A 15,071-nucleotide genomic window follows, 5' to 3' on the forward strand; every position below is an offset into this window, starting at 1 on the left:
GGCATTGCTATTGCAAACGTACACGGCCGGTGTACATGGCTCTTCCCCAAGCCCTGGAGAGAACCCAGACGCGGCAACCCGCCTCATTTGTATATTCGGAAACGCCGCCCGCGGCCACCGGACGGCGTTGCTTATCGAATTATTGTTTTTTCGCAGGTTTCTTTGCACGGATATCCGCCTTCAGATCGATTTCATCCTTGGGGTCCGTGGAATGCAAGAGCTGCAAAAAAATCTTGACGTATTGAATAAAGGCATAGATCATAAATGCCGCTGTCACCGATAAAAGGGTAATGGTGACGGCAAGGTTTTCCACTTGGAAGAAACCTTTCATGGCGACAATCACAACAAATGAGAAATAGAAAAGAATGGTCGCTACCTTCCCATACCATTTGGAAGCGGTGGGCCGCTTCTTCTTTTTCAAGACCAGGAACGTCCCCGCGACCAGCATTAGAAGCTCTTTCAGGATAAAAATCGCCAAAAGTGGAATCAAAACCGGCTGTTCGATCGCCAAGCATACGGCTACGGTCCCCTGGGTCAGTTTATCGGCCACCGGGTCCAGCATTTTTCCCAATTCGGTAATCTGATTGAACTTCCGTGCGATCATGCCGTCAAACATATCGGAAAGCCCCGAAAGCACCAGGCAGATTGCCGCCGGTAAGATTTGATCGTGCAAAAAGTAATAAACAAACGGCCCGATCAGCACAATCCGAAACAGGGAAAGCGCGTTTGGTACATTGATATTCTTATTCCAGTTCTTCAATTCCTCACAAGCCTTTCCGGGCCGCCGCCGACGGATGCGGCAAAGTCCGCTGTGAAAATATGCGAGCGCTGTTCACGCGCTTAAAAGGCGCCTCCGACCCCTTCCAAAAAGTCTTCCACATGGAACAGGGAATAAACCGGATTGTGCGCAGAAATAAAACGAAAAATATAGGAAGTGGTGAAGAGCTCCTGCTCATGGAGGGGGCCGCTGTCCAATTCAAAGACCGGACCCGCCAACTGCACAAACGAGCACAAAAGCAAGACCACAACAACGCCTTTAAATGCCCCAAACAGGCAGCCCAACAGGCTGTCTGCCGTATGCAACAACGGTAGCCGGCACACGGCGCTCACCGCGGAGGCGATCATCCGCACCAGCATCTGCAACAGCACAAACACAATGGCGGTTGCAATCACCCGCAAGAAATAATATTCCGTGGGGGAAGGGGCGCGCGCCTGTAAAAACAGATCCGCCAAAACGTCTGCCACCAGGCCCGCCAACACCACTGAGGCAACTACGGCGAACAGGTAACCGACAAATTCCACCAACGTACGCATCAGCCCAGCACGATAGCCGGCGACGACGAAGCAAAGTACAATCGCCGCAAAGACGGCGTCTAAGACCAGTCCCACTCGTTTCCTCCCAAATCATCCAATTTTCCAGGAATTTCTTCCCGACCAAAGGGAGGGCGGAAAGTACCTGATTAATATAGCACAAAAAGGCGATAAACACAAGTTTTCGTTCAAATGTTCATATTCCGTTCACTAACGGTTTGTAACGTACGCCGGCCTTAAAATGCCGCCAGTTCGACATAGCGCAACTCTGAGATTCCCAACACATACGCTTCGCTCTCGCTGGCCAAGGCCACCGCCTTGGCATCGCCTCCGGCATCCACCGTTGCAATAGGATTTCCCCCAACGGCAGAATAGGCGTAAATCGTGCCGCCGGCCAACGCTGCCACGGTGTCCCCATACAGCGAAACCGAACGGATCTCTCCGGGCACGGAAATATTGGCCAGCTCCTTTCCATCGCCGCCCAACACCACCAGGCGGCTGCTCGTGGCGCTATCAAACGCCGTCAGGCTGAGCACCGTGCGGCCGCTGTCCACAGTATATGCCGACAGCTGCATCCCTTGATAATCGTAGTTGACCTTTGTCTGCGTTGCCGTATTGATGACCGCCGTCATCTTATCCCCAATGGCAGATACCGTCCCGTCCGCACTCCAATAGGAATCAAGCATCATGTTCTCCGTATAGGCGGCAAACGGCTCGACCGCCCCTTCCGTGCTGAGATCCAACAGATACACCGCAGAGGTCAATCCCCCGTCCAGGGCGGAAATGGCCGTCACCGCGGCATGGGACCCGGAGGGGTCCAGGGCGACCGAGGTGGGGTAATAGTCCGCAAACCAATATTGAAATTTCGCCGTCCCATCTGGTTTATAGGCGGTCAGTTCCCCGCAGTACCCTTCCGCTTGGGTTGCAAAGGCATAATGCCCATCCTCCGACAGTGCCCCTGCGAAAATGTTTCCTTCCGTATTCTTTTTTTCAACAGTCTTTGTGCGGCTCTCGACCTGATAACCGGTCCCTCCCAGATTATAAATCAAGGTGCGGGAACCGTTTGTCTTCATAACAGGTTCGCTGAAGCTGTGCTGGCGGCTTGCCAGCACCTTGGCGGTGGAATTATAGATGGAGAGGTCCGTGTCGCTCACCACCACAAGCTCTTTATTGACCGAAAGGAAGTTTTTCGGCTCCACGACGGTGCCGGCGATCGGCTGCGGGAAGCCATCGCCCACGCCAATGCCAACCACACGGTCCTGCACCCACTCCATCACGCGGTCGGGGGCAAGATTCTGCCGGTTAAACCACAGCAGCATCCCCACCACGCTCAAAATCAAAATCAGGATGATCTTATAGACCCACCCTGGGATTTTATGCGTGCGCTTTTGCTTTTCCCGGCGCTTGGCGCGTCGTTTCGCAATCTGTTCCGCATGGCGGTCGTGTTTTGCCACGTCGATCTCGCCCGTGGCGAAGCGTTTTCCCTGGCTCATACCGGTCCCTCTCCATAAAACACACGGTTCAGATACAACCCGCAGGGCGGTGCGGTCGGCCCTGCGGCGGTGCGGTCGCGCGCGGCCAGAATCTCCGGAATCTGCTCCGGCTGCAGCTTCCCTTGGGCCACATACAGCAGCGTCCCGACCATGATGCGCACCATATTATAGAGGAACCCATCCGCCGCCACCGTAAAGGTGACCAAGCCGCCGTCCCTCTGTATGCCTGCACGGGTGACCGTGCGGCACATATCGCCGCGGTCCCGCGCATCCGACGTACAAAAGGACGTAAAATCGTGTTTCCCTATGTAATGCGCCGCCGCCTCGTTCATACGGGACAAATCCAAAGGATACCAATAATGAAGCGCCCGGTTCCGCAAAAAAGGATTGCGGACCGGTTCGTTCCAAATCTTATAAATATATTCCTTGCCGAGGCAGGAGTACCGCGCATGGAAGTCCATCGGGACCTCCCTACAGTCCTGCACAGCGATGTCCTCCGGCAAAAAGTGGTTCAATGCGTTGAGCAGCCGTTCGCAGGGGATGGTGTGCCCGGTTTTCAAGCTGATGCAGTATTGATTGGCATGCACCCCGGAATCCGTGCGGCTGCACCCCTTGATCTCGGGCTTCTCGGAGGTAACCTTGAAAAGCGCCTCCTGAAACACCTGCTGCACAGAGACCGCATTGTTCTGAATCTGCCAACCGTGGTACTGCGCGCCGTCGTAACAGAGCGTCAATAACAAATTGCGCATACGCTTTTCCTCCTCTCCGTCCCGGGGATTTTTATAGGATCGCCGGCATCAAAACATTCAGCACAATCACCAGCGCACAGACCGCCACGGAAATCGCGACCGCCCAGCCGTCGCGCGCAGCCATATGCAGCTGTTTCATCTTGGTGCGCCCTTCCCCGCCGTGGTAGCAGCGGCACTCCATGGCCATGGCCAGGTCGTACGCCCGGCGGAAGGACGACACAAAGAGCGGGATCAGGATCGGGATCAGCGCTTTGATCCGCTGCATCAATCCGCCGCTTTCCAGGTCTGCGCCGCGCGCCTTCTGCGCGCTCATGATCTTATCCGTCTCTTCCAAAAGCGTGGGGACGAAGCGCAGGGCGATCGTCATCATCATGGCGATTTCATGGACCCGCACATGGAGCACTTTCAGCGGTTTCATGATGCGCTCCAGAGCGTCCGTCAATTCGGTCGGCGTGGTTGTAAAAGTCAGCACCGCGCTGAATAAAATCAGGCTCATGATGCGGATCGCGATAAAGATGGCGTTTTGGATGCCATTCCAGGTGATCTGCATAAATCCAAAGAGCGTCACCAGCGGCTCCCCTGACCCATAGAACAGGTTCAGAATGCCGGTGAAAATTACAATGAACAAAACCGCTTTCAGGCTCTTGAAATACTGTTTGACCGGCACGCCGGAGCTCGCCATTACGCACACTTCCAGCGCGATCATCAGGAGCAGCGCAGCGAAATTCTGCGCCACAAAGACAAATACAATAAATAGGAAGGTCAAAATCACCTTGACGCGCGGGTCCAGGCGATGGATCACCGATTTTGCGGGGAAATATTGCCCCAGGGTGACATCTCTAACCATGCGTACGCCCTCCTTCCTCCAGCAACGGCATCAGCTGCCGGATCGCCTGCTCCAACGTGAGGGCGGTCTCGACCGGATAGCCGTCTTTTTGCAGCATGGCGAGGATCTTGGTGATCTGCGGGACCCGCAGGCCCATCCGCTCCAATTCCTCCCCGCGTGCAAACACCTTCTTCGTCTCGTCGAACATGGCGGCCTTCCCGCCGTTCATCACCAAAATTCGATCCGCGGTGCGTGCGATGTCCTCCATGCTGTGGGAAACCAACAATATCGTATTGTGCCGTACCTCGTGGTAATTCACAATCTGCGAGAGCAGAACGTCGCGCCCGCGCGGGTCCAGGCCTGCGGTGGGTTCATCCAAAATCAGGACGTCCGGGTCCATCGCGATGACGCCCGCGATGGCGACCCGGCGCTTCTCGCCGCCGGAGAGCTCAAACGGGCTCTTTTCCAGGAGCTCCTCCCGCAGTCCGACAAATTTCGCCGCATCGCGCGCACGCTTTTCAATCTCCGCCGGTTCCAGCCCCATGTTGGAGGGACCGAAGGAGATGTCCTTGAGGACTGTCTCTTCGAAGAGCTGGTGCTCCGGGTACTGGAACACCATGCCCACGCGGAAGCGTACCGCCCGGATTTTCTTTGGCTCCGCCCAGATGTCCTTCCCGTCCAGCAGCACCGTCCCGGAGGTGGGCCGCAAAAGCCCATTGAACTGCTGGATCAGCGTGGACTTGCCGGAACCGGTATGCCCGATCACGCCGATGAACTCCCCCTGCTCGATGGAGAGGTTCACATGGTCCACCGCCGTCTTCTCAAACGGCGTGCCCGTGCCATATGTGTATGTCAGGTCTTTCGTCTCAATAATCGCCATAGTGCTTTCTCCAAACCTCCGTCAGATTCCGCTGTGCGGATACCTGCGGATCTTTTATTCGTCCTTGCCGGGAGAATTATCTGCCTACCGGCGCCTTCAAAATCCGCTCCAGCGCGGCCACACAATCCTCTTCATTCAATACGCACTCCGGCAATGGATAGCCGCTCGCGCGCAGGCGGTAAATCAGTTCCGTGGCCTGCGGGACGTCCAGTTTGTGCTGCTTGAGCAGCTCCACATGGGAAAACACCTCTTTGGGCGTCCCCTGCAACAAGATCTGCCCGTCGTCCATCACCACCACGCGGCCCGCCTGCACCGCCTCATCCATATAGTGGGTAATCAGGACAATGGTGATCCCCTTTTCCCGGTTCAGCTTGTGGATCGTCCGCAGCACCTCTTCCCTGCCGCGCGGGTCGAGCATCGCGGTCGGCTCGTCCAGCACGATGCACTCCGGCTGCATCGCGATGATCCCCGCGATGGCAATGCGCTGCTTTTGGCCGCCGGAGAGCTTGTAGGGGGCGTTTAGGCGGTAATCGTACATCTCCACCGCCTTCAGCGCGTCGTCCACCCGCCTGCGGATCTCCTCCGGCGCGATGCCGAGGTTTTCCGGGCCGAACGCCACATCCTCTTCCACGATGCTGGCCACCAGTTGGTTGTCCGGATTTTGCAGGACCAGCCCCACGCGGCGGCGAATCTCGTAGACGAGACTCTCATCGAGGGTATCCATCCCCTCCACGTAGACCTTGCCCCCAGCGGGCAACAGCATGGCGTTGAACATCTTGGCGATGGTGGATTTTCCCGACCCATTGTGGCCGAGCAGTGCGACAAACTCGCCCTTTTGAATGTCGAGGTTGACGCCCTTGAGCACCTCGTGCACCTTCCCGGCTTCGCCGTCTTCCACATCGTCATAGGTGAATTTCAAATCCTTTGTCTGTATAAAAGCCATTTGTTTTTACTCCCTGTAATTTCAGCAATGGCGCTAACCGCCGGTGGATGGTCTTCTGTTTGGGCGCAGCCCACAGCGCCGTACTTCGATCGAATCCCGCGCTAGCCGGTTGGCAATGTCCCTCGCAAAAGGTATTCGCTCGAACCTATTTCAAATCATGCGCTTTTCTCAAACATCTCAAGCACACTTTTCAAATCCAAATTGTATAAAACATATTGTAATATCCGATATGTTGTCGAATTAGGACTCCCAAATCGCGGTACTCCCGCAGGGAAGGACCAGCCCAGTTTCCGTCACCGGAAGCCCGATCTCCCCGGAGGAAACCTTCCCGCCAAAGCGCTTTTGCAGCAATACGCCCAGCAGGTATTCCATCACCGCGGGCGAAAGGCCGGTGGTGTAGGAATTCAGGATGAAGAACAGCGGGTTCTCGGACAAAATCGGCACGCACATCTCCACCAGGGAATAGAGCTGTTCCTCCAGCTTCCAGACCTCCCCGCCGGGGCCGCGCCCATAGGACGGAGGGTCCATGATGATGCCCTCATAATGGTTCCCGCGGCGCTGCTCCCGCTGGACGAATTTCATGCAGTCGTCCACCAGCCAGCGCACCGGCCGGTCCGCCAGGCCGGAGGCCGCTGCGTTCTCCTTCGCCCAGGCGACCATCCCCTTGGAGGCATCGACATGGCAGACCTGCGCACCCGCCTTTGCACAGGCGAGCGTAGCCGCCCCGGTATAACCGAACAAGTTTAAAACCTTTACAGGGCGGCCCGCCGCGCCGATTTTCTGCATGGCAAACTCCCAGTTTACCGCCTGCTCCGGAAAGATTCCGGTATGTTTGAAGCCCATGGTCTTGAGCTGGAAGGTCAACTCCCCATAGCGGATCTTCCACATGGAAGGCACCTTTCGATACTCCTGCCAACTCCCCCCGCCCGTATGGGAGCGCTGGTAGCGCGCATGCGCTTCACGCCAAAGGGGATTTTTGCGCGGCGTATTCCAGATGATCTGTGGGTCGGGGCGGATGAGGACGATATTCCCCCACCGCTCCAATCGTTCGCCGCCGGACGTGTCGATCAGTTCGTAATCCTTCCATGCTGCCGCTCTCAAAGCAAACCCTCTCTTATCCGTCAATTTTCAATACAAATCGTACGATTATAAATCAATTCTACAAAATGTTTACACTTTTTTACGCCAAACGCTCCCGCAGGACATCCGCCACGGAGTTCGCAAGCACATTGATATACTCCAAGTCCTCGCCCTCGATCATCACGCGCAGGAGCGGCTCCGTACCGGACGGGCGGACCACGATGCGGCCGCTAGTCCCCAGCTTCGCCTTCGCGTTTTCGATGGCCTCCTTGACCTCGCTGTCCGTGTAGAAATGCAGCTTCCCCTCCGGGCCCACCTGCACATTGACGATCACCTGCGGATAGCGGGTCATCAGGGTTGCTAGGCTGGAGAGCTTCGCCTCGCGGCGGTGGACAATGCTCAACAGCTGCGCCGCCGTCATCTGGCCGTCGCCGGTTGTGGCAAAATCCAGGAAGATCACATGGCCGCTCTGCTCGCCGCCAAAATTATAGCCTTCCAGCTGCATCTCCTCCAGCACATAGCGGTCGCCGACCTTGGTCGCCTCGAAGTGCAGGCCGTTTTCGCTGCAAAAACGGGTGAAGCCCATGTTGGTCATGATGGTGCCCACCACAGTGTTCTTCGCCAGCTTGCCGCGCGATTTCATATCCGCGGCGCAGATGGCCATCACAAAGTCGCCGTCCACCAGCTGGCCCTTGTCGTCCACAGCGAGGCAGCGGTCCGCATCGCCGTCAAACGCGATGCCCGCGTCCAGGTGGTTCTCCTTGACAAAGCTCATCAGGTTTTCCATATGGGTGGACCCGCAGTTGTCGTTGACGTTCACCCCGTTGGGCTTGTCGGCCAGCATATGGCACTCCGCGCCCAATTCCGTGAACAGCAGCTCCGCCGTGCGGGAGGCCGCGCCGTTTGCACAGTCGATGCCAATCCGCATCCGGGTCAGAGCAAACGGGACCGTGCTCTTGATGTGGTCCACATAATCACGCACCACGTTCGGCGCAGTGGTTACGCTGCCGATGTCGCCCCCTGTGGGGACCGGCGGAACGTCGGCGTGGTCGAGGACGATGGCCTCGATCTGCTCTTCGAGCGCATCTGGCAGCTTATAGCCGTCGCCGCTGAAAATTTTGATCCCATTGAACTCGCAGGGGTTGTGCGACGCTGTGAGCATCACGCCCGCGTCCGCTTTGTATTTGCCGACCAAGAACGCCACCGCCGGGGTCGGCACAACACCGAGCTGCACAACATTAGCCCCCACGCTGCACAGGCCAGCTGTAATTGCACTCTCCAACATATCGGAAGAAATGCGCGTGTCTTTTCCGATCAAAATTTTAGGATGGCGGTGGTTGTTGTCCGTCAACACCATCGCCGCCGCCCGGCCGATGTTCATGGCCATCTCACAGGTAAGCTCCGAATTTGCGACGCCTCTGACGCCGTCCGTTCCAAAAAGTCTGCCCATAGCTTAACACACTCCTTAAAATCGTTCCCCTTTTTCCGGGGGTAGTTTCCTTGCCAAAACGCTCCGAAACCAATCTTTTTTCCTATTGTAACGGCTTTTTCCTGAAAACCGCGTCGCAATCTCATACGACCGGCCAGAAACCAGTGATTTGCAAGACCGCCGGACACTTTTCCAAACCGGCGAGATCCTTCGCCCGCTTGGAAAACCGCCCTGCGGCTAGAGGTCTAAAAGCGGCAGCACATGGATCACCGGCTCCTCATAGGGATGCAACTGCCGGACCGCTTCCACCGCCTGCGCTGCCAGCTCCCGCGGGCAGACCGCTTCCATTTTGCACTCCGCGCCCTGGCAAAGCTCCCCCACCGTCCCGTCGTACGGCTCCGCGCCGGGAAGCGGCCGCCAAGTTCCGGTGACGGCGGCCACGGAGGAACAGCAGTCATACTTCCCGATGTGGCAGGCGCCCAACTCGTTCAACGCTTCCCGGAGGCGGCCAAGGTATGCTTCCGGCACATAAATTTCCAGTTTGACACGTGAAAATTCCAAACGCAAATTCCTTTCTAACCGTTTCTCCCTCTCCGAAACGGCAAGGGAGAATATCTTGGAAAACACGGACTTTGTCTAAATGCTGTCTCAACCCTCGTCTCCCGGGGAGACGGCAATTTTTATTGATACGCTACATCCGAACACCCCTGCCGCTTTTTCCTCCGAGCAAAGCGCGGTATGGCGGACGAAGCCGGACAGAACAAGTGATTTCTACCCGCACCGCCCTTCGGCGGCGATCAAGAAGCCGGGAGGATCGGTCTTCCCGCAATCGTTTTTTCAACCCACGGCCCTCAAAGGGCCGGCAACGCAAAAAGGGATTTATTTCCCGTCCAGTGAATCTTTTGAGGCGCTGTCCTTCGGTTCCTGCGCCCTGGCCAAATCGAAGAAGCTCTGCTGCGGGATCTGCTCCCCCGGCGGCGTCAGCCCCAGGTGCAGGTACGCCGCGCGCGTGACGCAGCGTCCGCGGGGCGTGCGGTTCAAAAAGCCGATCTGCATCAAATACGGTTCATAGACGTCCTCGATGGTGACCGCTTCTTCCCCGATGGCCGCCGCAAGCGTCTCCAATCCCACCGGGCCGCCGTTATAATAGCGGATCATGGCGCTGAGCATCCGCCGGTCGTTGGCGTCCAGCCCGATCTCGTCCACCTCGAGGCGGTCCAGGCCGATCTTGGCGGATTGGTACGTGATCACCCCGTCCGTCATCACCTGCGCAAAATCCCGCACGCGCCGGAGCATCCGGTTCGCAATACGCGGCGTCCCCCGCGAGCGCGAGGCGATTTCCAGCGCGCCGTCCGCCTCAATGGGGATGCCCAGGATGCGCGCGCTCCGGGTGACAATCTTGGCCAGCTCCTCCGGGGAATACATTTCCAGCCGCAGCACCACGCCAAAGCGGTCGCGCAGCGGCGCGGAAAGCTGGCCCGCGCGCGTTGTGGCCCCCACCAGCGTAAACTTGGGCAGCGGCAAATGGTAGGAAGCTGCCATCTGCCCCTTGCCGGTGATGATGTCCAGCGCATAGTCCTCCATCGCCGGATAGAGGATCTCCTCCACGCTGCGCGACAGGCGGTGCACTTCGTCGATGAAGAGCACGTCGCCGGGGTTCAGGTTGGTCAGCAGTGCAGCGAGATCCCCCGGCTTTTCAATCGCTGGGCCGGAGGTGATGCGCAAATTGACGTTCAATTCGTTGGCGATGATCCCCGCCAGCGTCGTCTTGCCGAGCCCCGGCGGGCCGTACAGCAGCACATGGTCCAGCGATTCCTTGCGCTGCTTGGCCGCCTCGATAAAGACCGCCAGGTTCTCCTTTACCTTTTCCTGCCCGATGTATTCCTCCAAGGTCCGGGGGCGCAGAGGGTTTTCCACCTCCGCATCCTCGGGGGCGTACTCCGGCGCAACCATCCGGTTTTCAAAGTCCATCTCATTCTCGTAATCCATCGGCACGCCTCACCACCCTTTCACCGGTTTTTCCCGAATTCCTTCAGCGCCAAGCGGATGAGCTCTTCCGTTGGCAAGCTGCTGTCAAATTTCGCTACCACAGAGGCCGCGTCCGTCGGCGTATAGCCCAACACGGACAGCGCACTGACGGCGTTGGCAGCGTTCCCCGCTGCCGACGGCACCCCGCCCGCAGGTGCAAAGCCCTCCAGGACTCCGCCGCCCATCTTTTTCACCTTGTCTTTCAATTCCAACACGATGCGCTGCGCCAGCTTTGCGCCCACGCCGCTGGCGCGGGTCAGCGATTTGCTGTCCCCCGATGCCGCGGCCATGGCCACCTGCTCCGGCGAAAGCTCGCTCAAAATGGCAAGCCCCACCTTCGGCCCCACGCCGGAAACCGCCGTCAGCATTTTAAAGCAGTTTAGCTCCATCATCGTGGCAAAGCCGAACAGATCCATTGCATCCTCCCGGACATTCAAATGGGTAAACAGCTTGACCTGTTCGCCGATCTGCGGCATGGTGCGCTGGGTGCTCAGCGTGGTGAGGCACTTAAAGCCCACCCCTGCGCACTCCACCACAACAAACCCGGGCTCCATATGCGTCAATGTTCCCTTGATACTATAAAACATACGCCACTCCGTCTATCTCATGATCTGCGCCCCAGCAGCGCCTGCCGCAGGGACGACCCCGCTGCCTGCCCGTGGCAGATGGCCATAGCCAAGGCGTCCGCCACATCGTCCGGCTTGGGGATTTGTTGCAGGCACAGAAGCCGCCGGGTCATCTCCATCACCTGGGGTTTGAGCGCCTGCCCGTAACCCGTCACTGCCTGTTTCACTTGCAGCGGCGTGTACTCATAGACCGGCACGCCGGCCTTTTGGGTCGCCAGCAAAATCACGCCGCGCGCCTCGGCCACGCCGATCGCCGTTGTTTTGTTGTTTTTAAAATAAAGCTTTTCGATGCTGACCGCGTCCGGCTTCCACTTTTGCAGCACTTCCGTCATCGCATCGTATATGATTTCCAACCGGCGGTTGAAATTCTCCCCCGCCTTGGTGACGATCGCCCCATGTTCCAAAGGGACAAACCGACCATTTTGTGCGCGAATGACCCCGTAGCCAACAATGGCATAGCCCGGGTCAATTCCAAGAATGACCATTTCCTGTCTCCATTTGCCAAACGAGTTTCCATAATATTCGCTTTATTATAGCACATCCGTTCCAATTAGAAAAGGGGAAAAGCGTGCGGCAAAGCCGCATGAAACCTGCGCTTTTTCGCAAACATCTGGGCAAGATACGAGAAAGATATATCCATAGAAATAAGATTTGTCCGTTCGTACAAAAAAGATTGCAATTTTAGTAAATTAGTGTATAATTGGCATATAGTCTCCCATTAAGGAGTAGAATGGAAAGGGGTTGCCCGGCATGTTGGAAAAAGTCAATCTAAAGGCTTCCATCACAAAAGAGGAATATAAAAAAGAAGCTTCCGCGCTCAAGGAAGAGCTCTCTTCCCTGCAACAGCTGGTGAAGCAGAACAAGCTTCCCGTCATCATTGTGTTCGAAGGGTGGGGTTCGGCTGGAAAGGGCAGCCAGATCGCCAACCTGATCCTGAACTTTGACCCGCGCGGCTCCAAAGTGTACTCCAACATTGCCCCCACGGAGCTGGAAAAGCGCGAACCGAACCTCTGGCGCTATTGGAAGATCATCCCCGGAGGCGGGGAAATCGCGGTGATGGACCGCAGCTGGTACCAGGAAATCTCCGTACTCCGCCTGGAGGACGAGGTGGACGATGTGACCAACCTGCGCCGCATGAACGATATCAACACCTTCGAGCGGCAGCTCGCGGACAACGGGTATCTGATTATCAAATTCTTCCTGCACATCAGCCAGAAGGAACAGCGGGAGCGCCTGGAAAACCTGGCGAATTCCAAAAATACAGAGTGGCGCGTCACCCAGCAGGATTGGAAGCGGAACAAACAGTACGACCGCTACTACCGCGCATTTGACGAGATGTTGGAATACACCAACACCACTTACGCCCCCTGGCATGTCATCGCCAGCACGGACCGCCTGCACGCGGAGCTGGAAATCTACCACACCGTCATCGACGGGATCAAAACCGCATTGGCGCTCAAGCAGCACCGCAAGGAACACCCCATTACCCCAACCAATATTATCCTTCCCGGCAACTTTACCTTTGTTCCCATGCCGAAGCTGAAGGACGTCTCCCTGGACAAGACCATCACCGATGAAAAATATAAAAAGCAGCTCAAAAAGCTCCAAGAGGAACTGAGCGAGCTGCACAACAAGATCTATCGGAAGCGCGTGCCCGTCGTCGTCTGCTACGAGGGCTGGGACGCCGCCGGCAAAGGCGGCAATATCCGCCGTGTGGCCGCCGCGCTCGACCCCCGCGGATACGAGGTCGTCCCGATTGCAGGCCCGACCGCGCCGGAGCTCGCCCACCATTATCTGTGGCGGTTCTGGACGCGCCTGCCAAAGGATGGGCATATCGCAATCTTCGACCGCACCTGGTATGGCCGCGTGATGGTGGAGCGCATCGAGGGCTTCTGCACCACGGAAGACTGGCAGCGCGCCTATCGGGAGATCAATGAATTCGAACGGCAGCTCTACGATTGGGGTGCTGTGGTTGTAAAGTTCTGGCTGCACATCGACCAGGACGAACAGTTGCGCCGCTTCAACGACCGCCAGAACACGCCCTCCAAGCAGTGGAAGATCACCGACGAGGACTGGCGCAACCGCGAAAAATGGGATCAATACGAAGAGGCGATCGACGATATGCTCCGCTATACGTCCACGGATTTTGCCCCGTGGCACATCATTGAGTCCCAGAACAAAAAATATGGCCGCATCAAGGCTTTGAAAATTCTGATCGACGCGATCAAAGACCGTTTATAAAGTAGGAGCATTCCCGGAAAGAATAGGCTTTCTTTGAGGAATGCTTCGTTTGGATAAGGATGGCAATAGGAAAGGGCCGGAATCCAGATTGGATTCCGGCCCCTTCCCTGTTTAAGAAATTCTGCCATAATCGCAGGTGTACGCAAAAGAATATCCATCACACCCTCTCGGGTATGGTTCTATCATAGCATTCTTTCGGTCCTCCATGGTGATTATGTCAAATCTTTTCACCGATTATTCTTGTTCCGCCGTGGCATTCCAAAAAGCCGGTTGAGCGAAGAGACCAGCAAAATGCCGAGCGCCAGCGCCCCCGCAATACCCAGGGTGTGCAGGCCGGTCTCCAGGAACATCTGCGTATTCCCGGCGATGCAGTATTCCATCGTGTAGTAGATACCGCCCCCTGGCACCATGGGCAACAGCGCGATGAGCAGATAGCCGGTGACCGGCACTTTGTGGATGCGCGCCATCACCTCAGAATAGATGGTGATCACTACCGTGGCGATAAAGAACTGCACAATGTCGTTCTGCAAGGGGCGGCAGAGCAGGTAGACAAACCAGCCGATCGCGCCGCCGAGGGAGGTAAAAAAGATCAGCTTCCCGCGCACATTGAACACCAGGCAAACCGCCATACAAGCGATAAAACTATAGAAGCAGGGCAAATACACGTCCATCCTCACACCCCCCAGATCAGGCGCGGCACCATCAGCGCAATACCGGCGCCGATGGCAATCGCCGTGGCCACAAGCAGCGACTCCACAAAGCGGATCAATCCCGCGATCAAATCGCCGCCCATAATGTCGCGCATAAAGCTGGTGATGACGATGCCGGGGACCAGGTTCATCAGGGCGCCGATGATGATTTTATCCAGATTCGCGCCGAACCCCATTTGGACTGCCAACATGGCGATCGTCGCCGCCACGCAGCTGGCGACGATATTGGTAAAGAAGGCGTTTGCCTGGAACCGCCCCATGAAGTGGTTGACCAGCTTGACCCCGGCGCCGCAAAACAGGGAACAAAACGCGTCCGACAAGGTTCCTCCATAGAACAGGGTAAAGGAAAAGGCGACCATGGCAAACGCGGCAACCTGCGTCCAGAAATCGTAGACCGGCCGCCGGTTGATCTTCTCCACCTCCGCATGGATGCTCGAAACGTCCGGGCATGTGCGGCAGATCCGGCGGCAAAGGTCGTTCGCCTGGTCGACCTTATCCAAATCTGTCCCGCGCGTATAGAGGCGCTTGATCTTGGTGATGGATTTCCCCTCCGGCGTGGTGATGGTCACAAAGATGCAGGTGGGAATGGCGAAGACTTCCCCCGTCTCCACTCCATAGGCGCGAAAAATGCGCTGCATGGAATCCTCCACGCGGTAGATTTCCGCGCCGTTGCGCAGAAGCAGATAGCCCACGTCTGTTGCAGCGCTGATAAGGTCATCGTAGTTCATGCTCTCGCCCCCTGATCATGCGTTTGT

General features: G+C 57.0%; 16 protein-coding genes. 1 reads left to right on the forward strand and 15 read right to left on the reverse strand.

Going from position 1 to position 15,071, the window contains the following annotated elements:
• Nucleotides 1-139: 139 nt before the first annotated feature.
• The 13 genes from I2E77_RS02310 to ruvC form a co-directional block, all read right to left on the reverse strand.
• Nucleotides 140-760 (reverse strand): CDP-alcohol phosphatidyltransferase family protein, encoded by a 621-nt coding sequence (locus I2E77_RS02310; protein WP_087230391.1) that lies wholly within the window; start codon nucleotides 758-760, stop codon nucleotides 140-142.
• Nucleotides 761-840: 80 nt separating this feature from the next.
• Nucleotides 841-1,389 (reverse strand): CvpA family protein, encoded by a 549-nt coding sequence (locus I2E77_RS02315; RefSeq protein ID WP_087230388.1) that lies wholly within the window; start codon nucleotides 1,387-1,389, stop codon nucleotides 841-843.
• Between the two features lie 158 nt (nucleotides 1,390-1,547).
• Complete coding sequence (locus tag I2E77_RS02320) at nucleotides 1,548-2,804, reverse strand: DUF5711 family protein (protein ID WP_087230385.1); 1,257 nt, start codon at nucleotides 2,802-2,804, stop codon at nucleotides 1,548-1,550.
• Nucleotides 2,801-3,553 (reverse strand): tRNA pseudouridine(38-40) synthase TruA, encoded by a 753-nt coding sequence (truA, locus tag I2E77_RS02325; protein WP_087230383.1) that lies wholly within the window; start codon nucleotides 3,551-3,553, stop codon nucleotides 2,801-2,803. Before truA ends, I2E77_RS02320 begins: the two co-directional genes overlap by 4 nt.
• A 31-nt stretch (nucleotides 3,554-3,584) precedes the next feature.
• Nucleotides 3,585-4,400 (reverse strand): energy-coupling factor transporter transmembrane component T family protein, encoded by an 816-nt coding sequence (locus tag I2E77_RS02330; protein ID WP_087230380.1) that lies wholly within the window; start codon nucleotides 4,398-4,400, stop codon nucleotides 3,585-3,587.
• Nucleotides 4,393-5,259 (reverse strand): energy-coupling factor transporter ATPase, encoded by an 867-nt coding sequence (locus tag I2E77_RS02335; RefSeq protein ID WP_087230378.1) that lies wholly within the window; start codon nucleotides 5,257-5,259, stop codon nucleotides 4,393-4,395. The genes I2E77_RS02330 and I2E77_RS02335 overlap by 8 nt, the downstream gene beginning before the upstream one ends.
• A gap of 76 nt (nucleotides 5,260-5,335) precedes the next feature.
• A complete protein-coding gene (locus I2E77_RS02340) occupies nucleotides 5,336-6,202 on the reverse strand; it encodes an energy-coupling factor transporter ATPase (protein ID WP_087230375.1) in 867 nt (288 codons plus the stop codon).
• Nucleotides 6,203-6,442: 240 nt separating this feature from the next.
• A complete protein-coding gene (locus tag I2E77_RS02345; protein ID WP_087230373.1) occupies nucleotides 6,443-7,303 on the reverse strand; it encodes a class I SAM-dependent methyltransferase in 861 nt (286 codons plus the stop codon).
• Nucleotides 7,304-7,382: 79 nt separating this feature from the next.
• Nucleotides 7,383-8,732, reverse strand: coding sequence for a phosphoglucosamine mutase (gene glmM / locus I2E77_RS02350; protein ID WP_195450544.1), 1,350 nt, complete (start codon nucleotides 8,730-8,732; stop codon nucleotides 7,383-7,385).
• A gap of 216 nt (nucleotides 8,733-8,948) precedes the next feature.
• Complete coding sequence (locus I2E77_RS02355) at nucleotides 8,949-9,272, reverse strand: cytochrome C biogenesis protein (protein ID WP_191395581.1); 324 nt, start codon at nucleotides 9,270-9,272, stop codon at nucleotides 8,949-8,951.
• A 318-nt stretch (nucleotides 9,273-9,590) separates the two neighbouring features.
• On the reverse strand, nucleotides 9,591-10,664 hold the full coding sequence (ruvB, locus tag I2E77_RS02360; protein ID WP_442858914.1) for a Holliday junction branch migration DNA helicase RuvB: 1,074 nt from the start codon (nucleotides 10,662-10,664) through the stop codon (nucleotides 9,591-9,593).
• 56 nt (nucleotides 10,665-10,720) lie between these two features.
• On the reverse strand, nucleotides 10,721-11,326 hold the full coding sequence (gene ruvA, locus I2E77_RS02365) for a Holliday junction branch migration protein RuvA (RefSeq protein ID WP_087230360.1): 606 nt from the start codon (nucleotides 11,324-11,326) through the stop codon (nucleotides 10,721-10,723).
• 17 nt (nucleotides 11,327-11,343) lie between these two features.
• Nucleotides 11,344-11,850 (reverse strand): crossover junction endodeoxyribonuclease RuvC, encoded by a 507-nt coding sequence (ruvC, locus tag I2E77_RS02370; RefSeq protein WP_087230357.1) that lies wholly within the window; start codon nucleotides 11,848-11,850, stop codon nucleotides 11,344-11,346.
• Between the two features lie 265 nt (nucleotides 11,851-12,115).
• On the opposite strand from ruvC, the gene pap reads away from it, so the two are divergent.
• Nucleotides 12,116-13,606 (forward strand): polyphosphate:AMP phosphotransferase, encoded by a 1,491-nt coding sequence (gene pap, locus I2E77_RS02375; protein ID WP_195450546.1) that lies wholly within the window; start codon nucleotides 12,116-12,118, stop codon nucleotides 13,604-13,606.
• A gap of 227 nt (nucleotides 13,607-13,833) precedes the next feature.
• On the opposite strand, the gene I2E77_RS02380 is transcribed toward pap, so the two are convergent.
• Complete coding sequence (locus I2E77_RS02380; RefSeq protein WP_087234997.1) at nucleotides 13,834-14,277, reverse strand: threonine/serine exporter family protein; 444 nt, start codon at nucleotides 14,275-14,277, stop codon at nucleotides 13,834-13,836.
• Nucleotides 14,278-14,279: 2 nt separating this feature from the next.
• Nucleotides 14,280-15,044, reverse strand: a complete 765-nt coding sequence (locus I2E77_RS02385) for a threonine/serine exporter family protein (RefSeq protein ID WP_191362842.1) — start codon at nucleotides 15,042-15,044, stop codon at nucleotides 14,280-14,282.
• Nucleotides 15,045-15,071 lie beyond the last annotated feature (27 nt).

The sequence above is a fragment of the Anaeromassilibacillus sp. 1001302B_160321_C8 genome (genome assembly GCF_015554745.1).
GTDB lineage: Bacteria > Bacillota > Clostridia > Oscillospirales > Acutalibacteraceae > Anaeromassilibacillus > Anaeromassilibacillus stercoravium.

What these genes read in the sequence shown, in the direction of transcription:
- I2E77_RS02320 (WP_087230385.1), bottom strand. Translation starts at nt 2,804, where the DNA reads ATGAGCCAGGGAAAACGCTTCGCCACGGGCGAGATCGACGTGGCAAAA.
- truA (WP_087230383.1), bottom strand. Translation starts at nt 3,553, where the DNA reads ATGCGCAATTTGTTATTGACGCTCTGTTACGACGGCGCGCAGTACCAC.
- I2E77_RS02330 (WP_087230380.1), bottom strand. Translation starts at nt 4,400, where the DNA reads ATGGTTAGAGATGTCACCCTGGGGCAATATTTCCCCGCAAAATCGGTG.
- I2E77_RS02335 (WP_087230378.1), bottom strand. Translation starts at nt 5,259, where the DNA reads ATGGCGATTATTGAGACGAAAGACCTGACATACACATATGGCACGGGC.
- I2E77_RS02340 (WP_087230375.1), bottom strand. Translation starts at nt 6,202, where the DNA reads ATGGCTTTTATACAGACAAAGGATTTGAAATTCACCTATGACGATGTG.
- glmM (WP_195450544.1), bottom strand. Translation starts at nt 8,732, where the DNA reads ATGGGCAGACTTTTTGGAACGGACGGCGTCAGAGGCGTCGCAAATTCG.
- ruvB (WP_442858914.1), bottom strand. Translation starts at nt 10,664, where the DNA reads ATGGTTGCGCCGGAGTACGCCCCCGAGGATGCGGAGGTGGAAAACCCT.
- ruvA (WP_087230360.1), bottom strand. Translation starts at nt 11,326, where the DNA reads ATGTTTTATAGTATCAAGGGAACATTGACGCATATGGAGCCCGGGTTT.
- ruvC (WP_087230357.1), bottom strand. Translation starts at nt 11,850, where the DNA reads ATGGTCATTCTTGGAATTGACCCGGGCTATGCCATTGTTGGCTACGGG.
- pap (WP_195450546.1), top strand. Translation starts at nt 12,116, where the DNA reads ATGTTGGAAAAAGTCAATCTAAAGGCTTCCATCACAAAAGAGGAATAT.
- I2E77_RS02380 (WP_087234997.1), bottom strand. Translation starts at nt 14,277, where the DNA reads ATGGACGTGTATTTGCCCTGCTTCTATAGTTTTATCGCTTGTATGGCG.
- I2E77_RS02385 (WP_191362842.1), bottom strand. Translation starts at nt 15,044, where the DNA reads ATGAACTACGATGACCTTATCAGCGCTGCAACAGACGTGGGCTATCTG.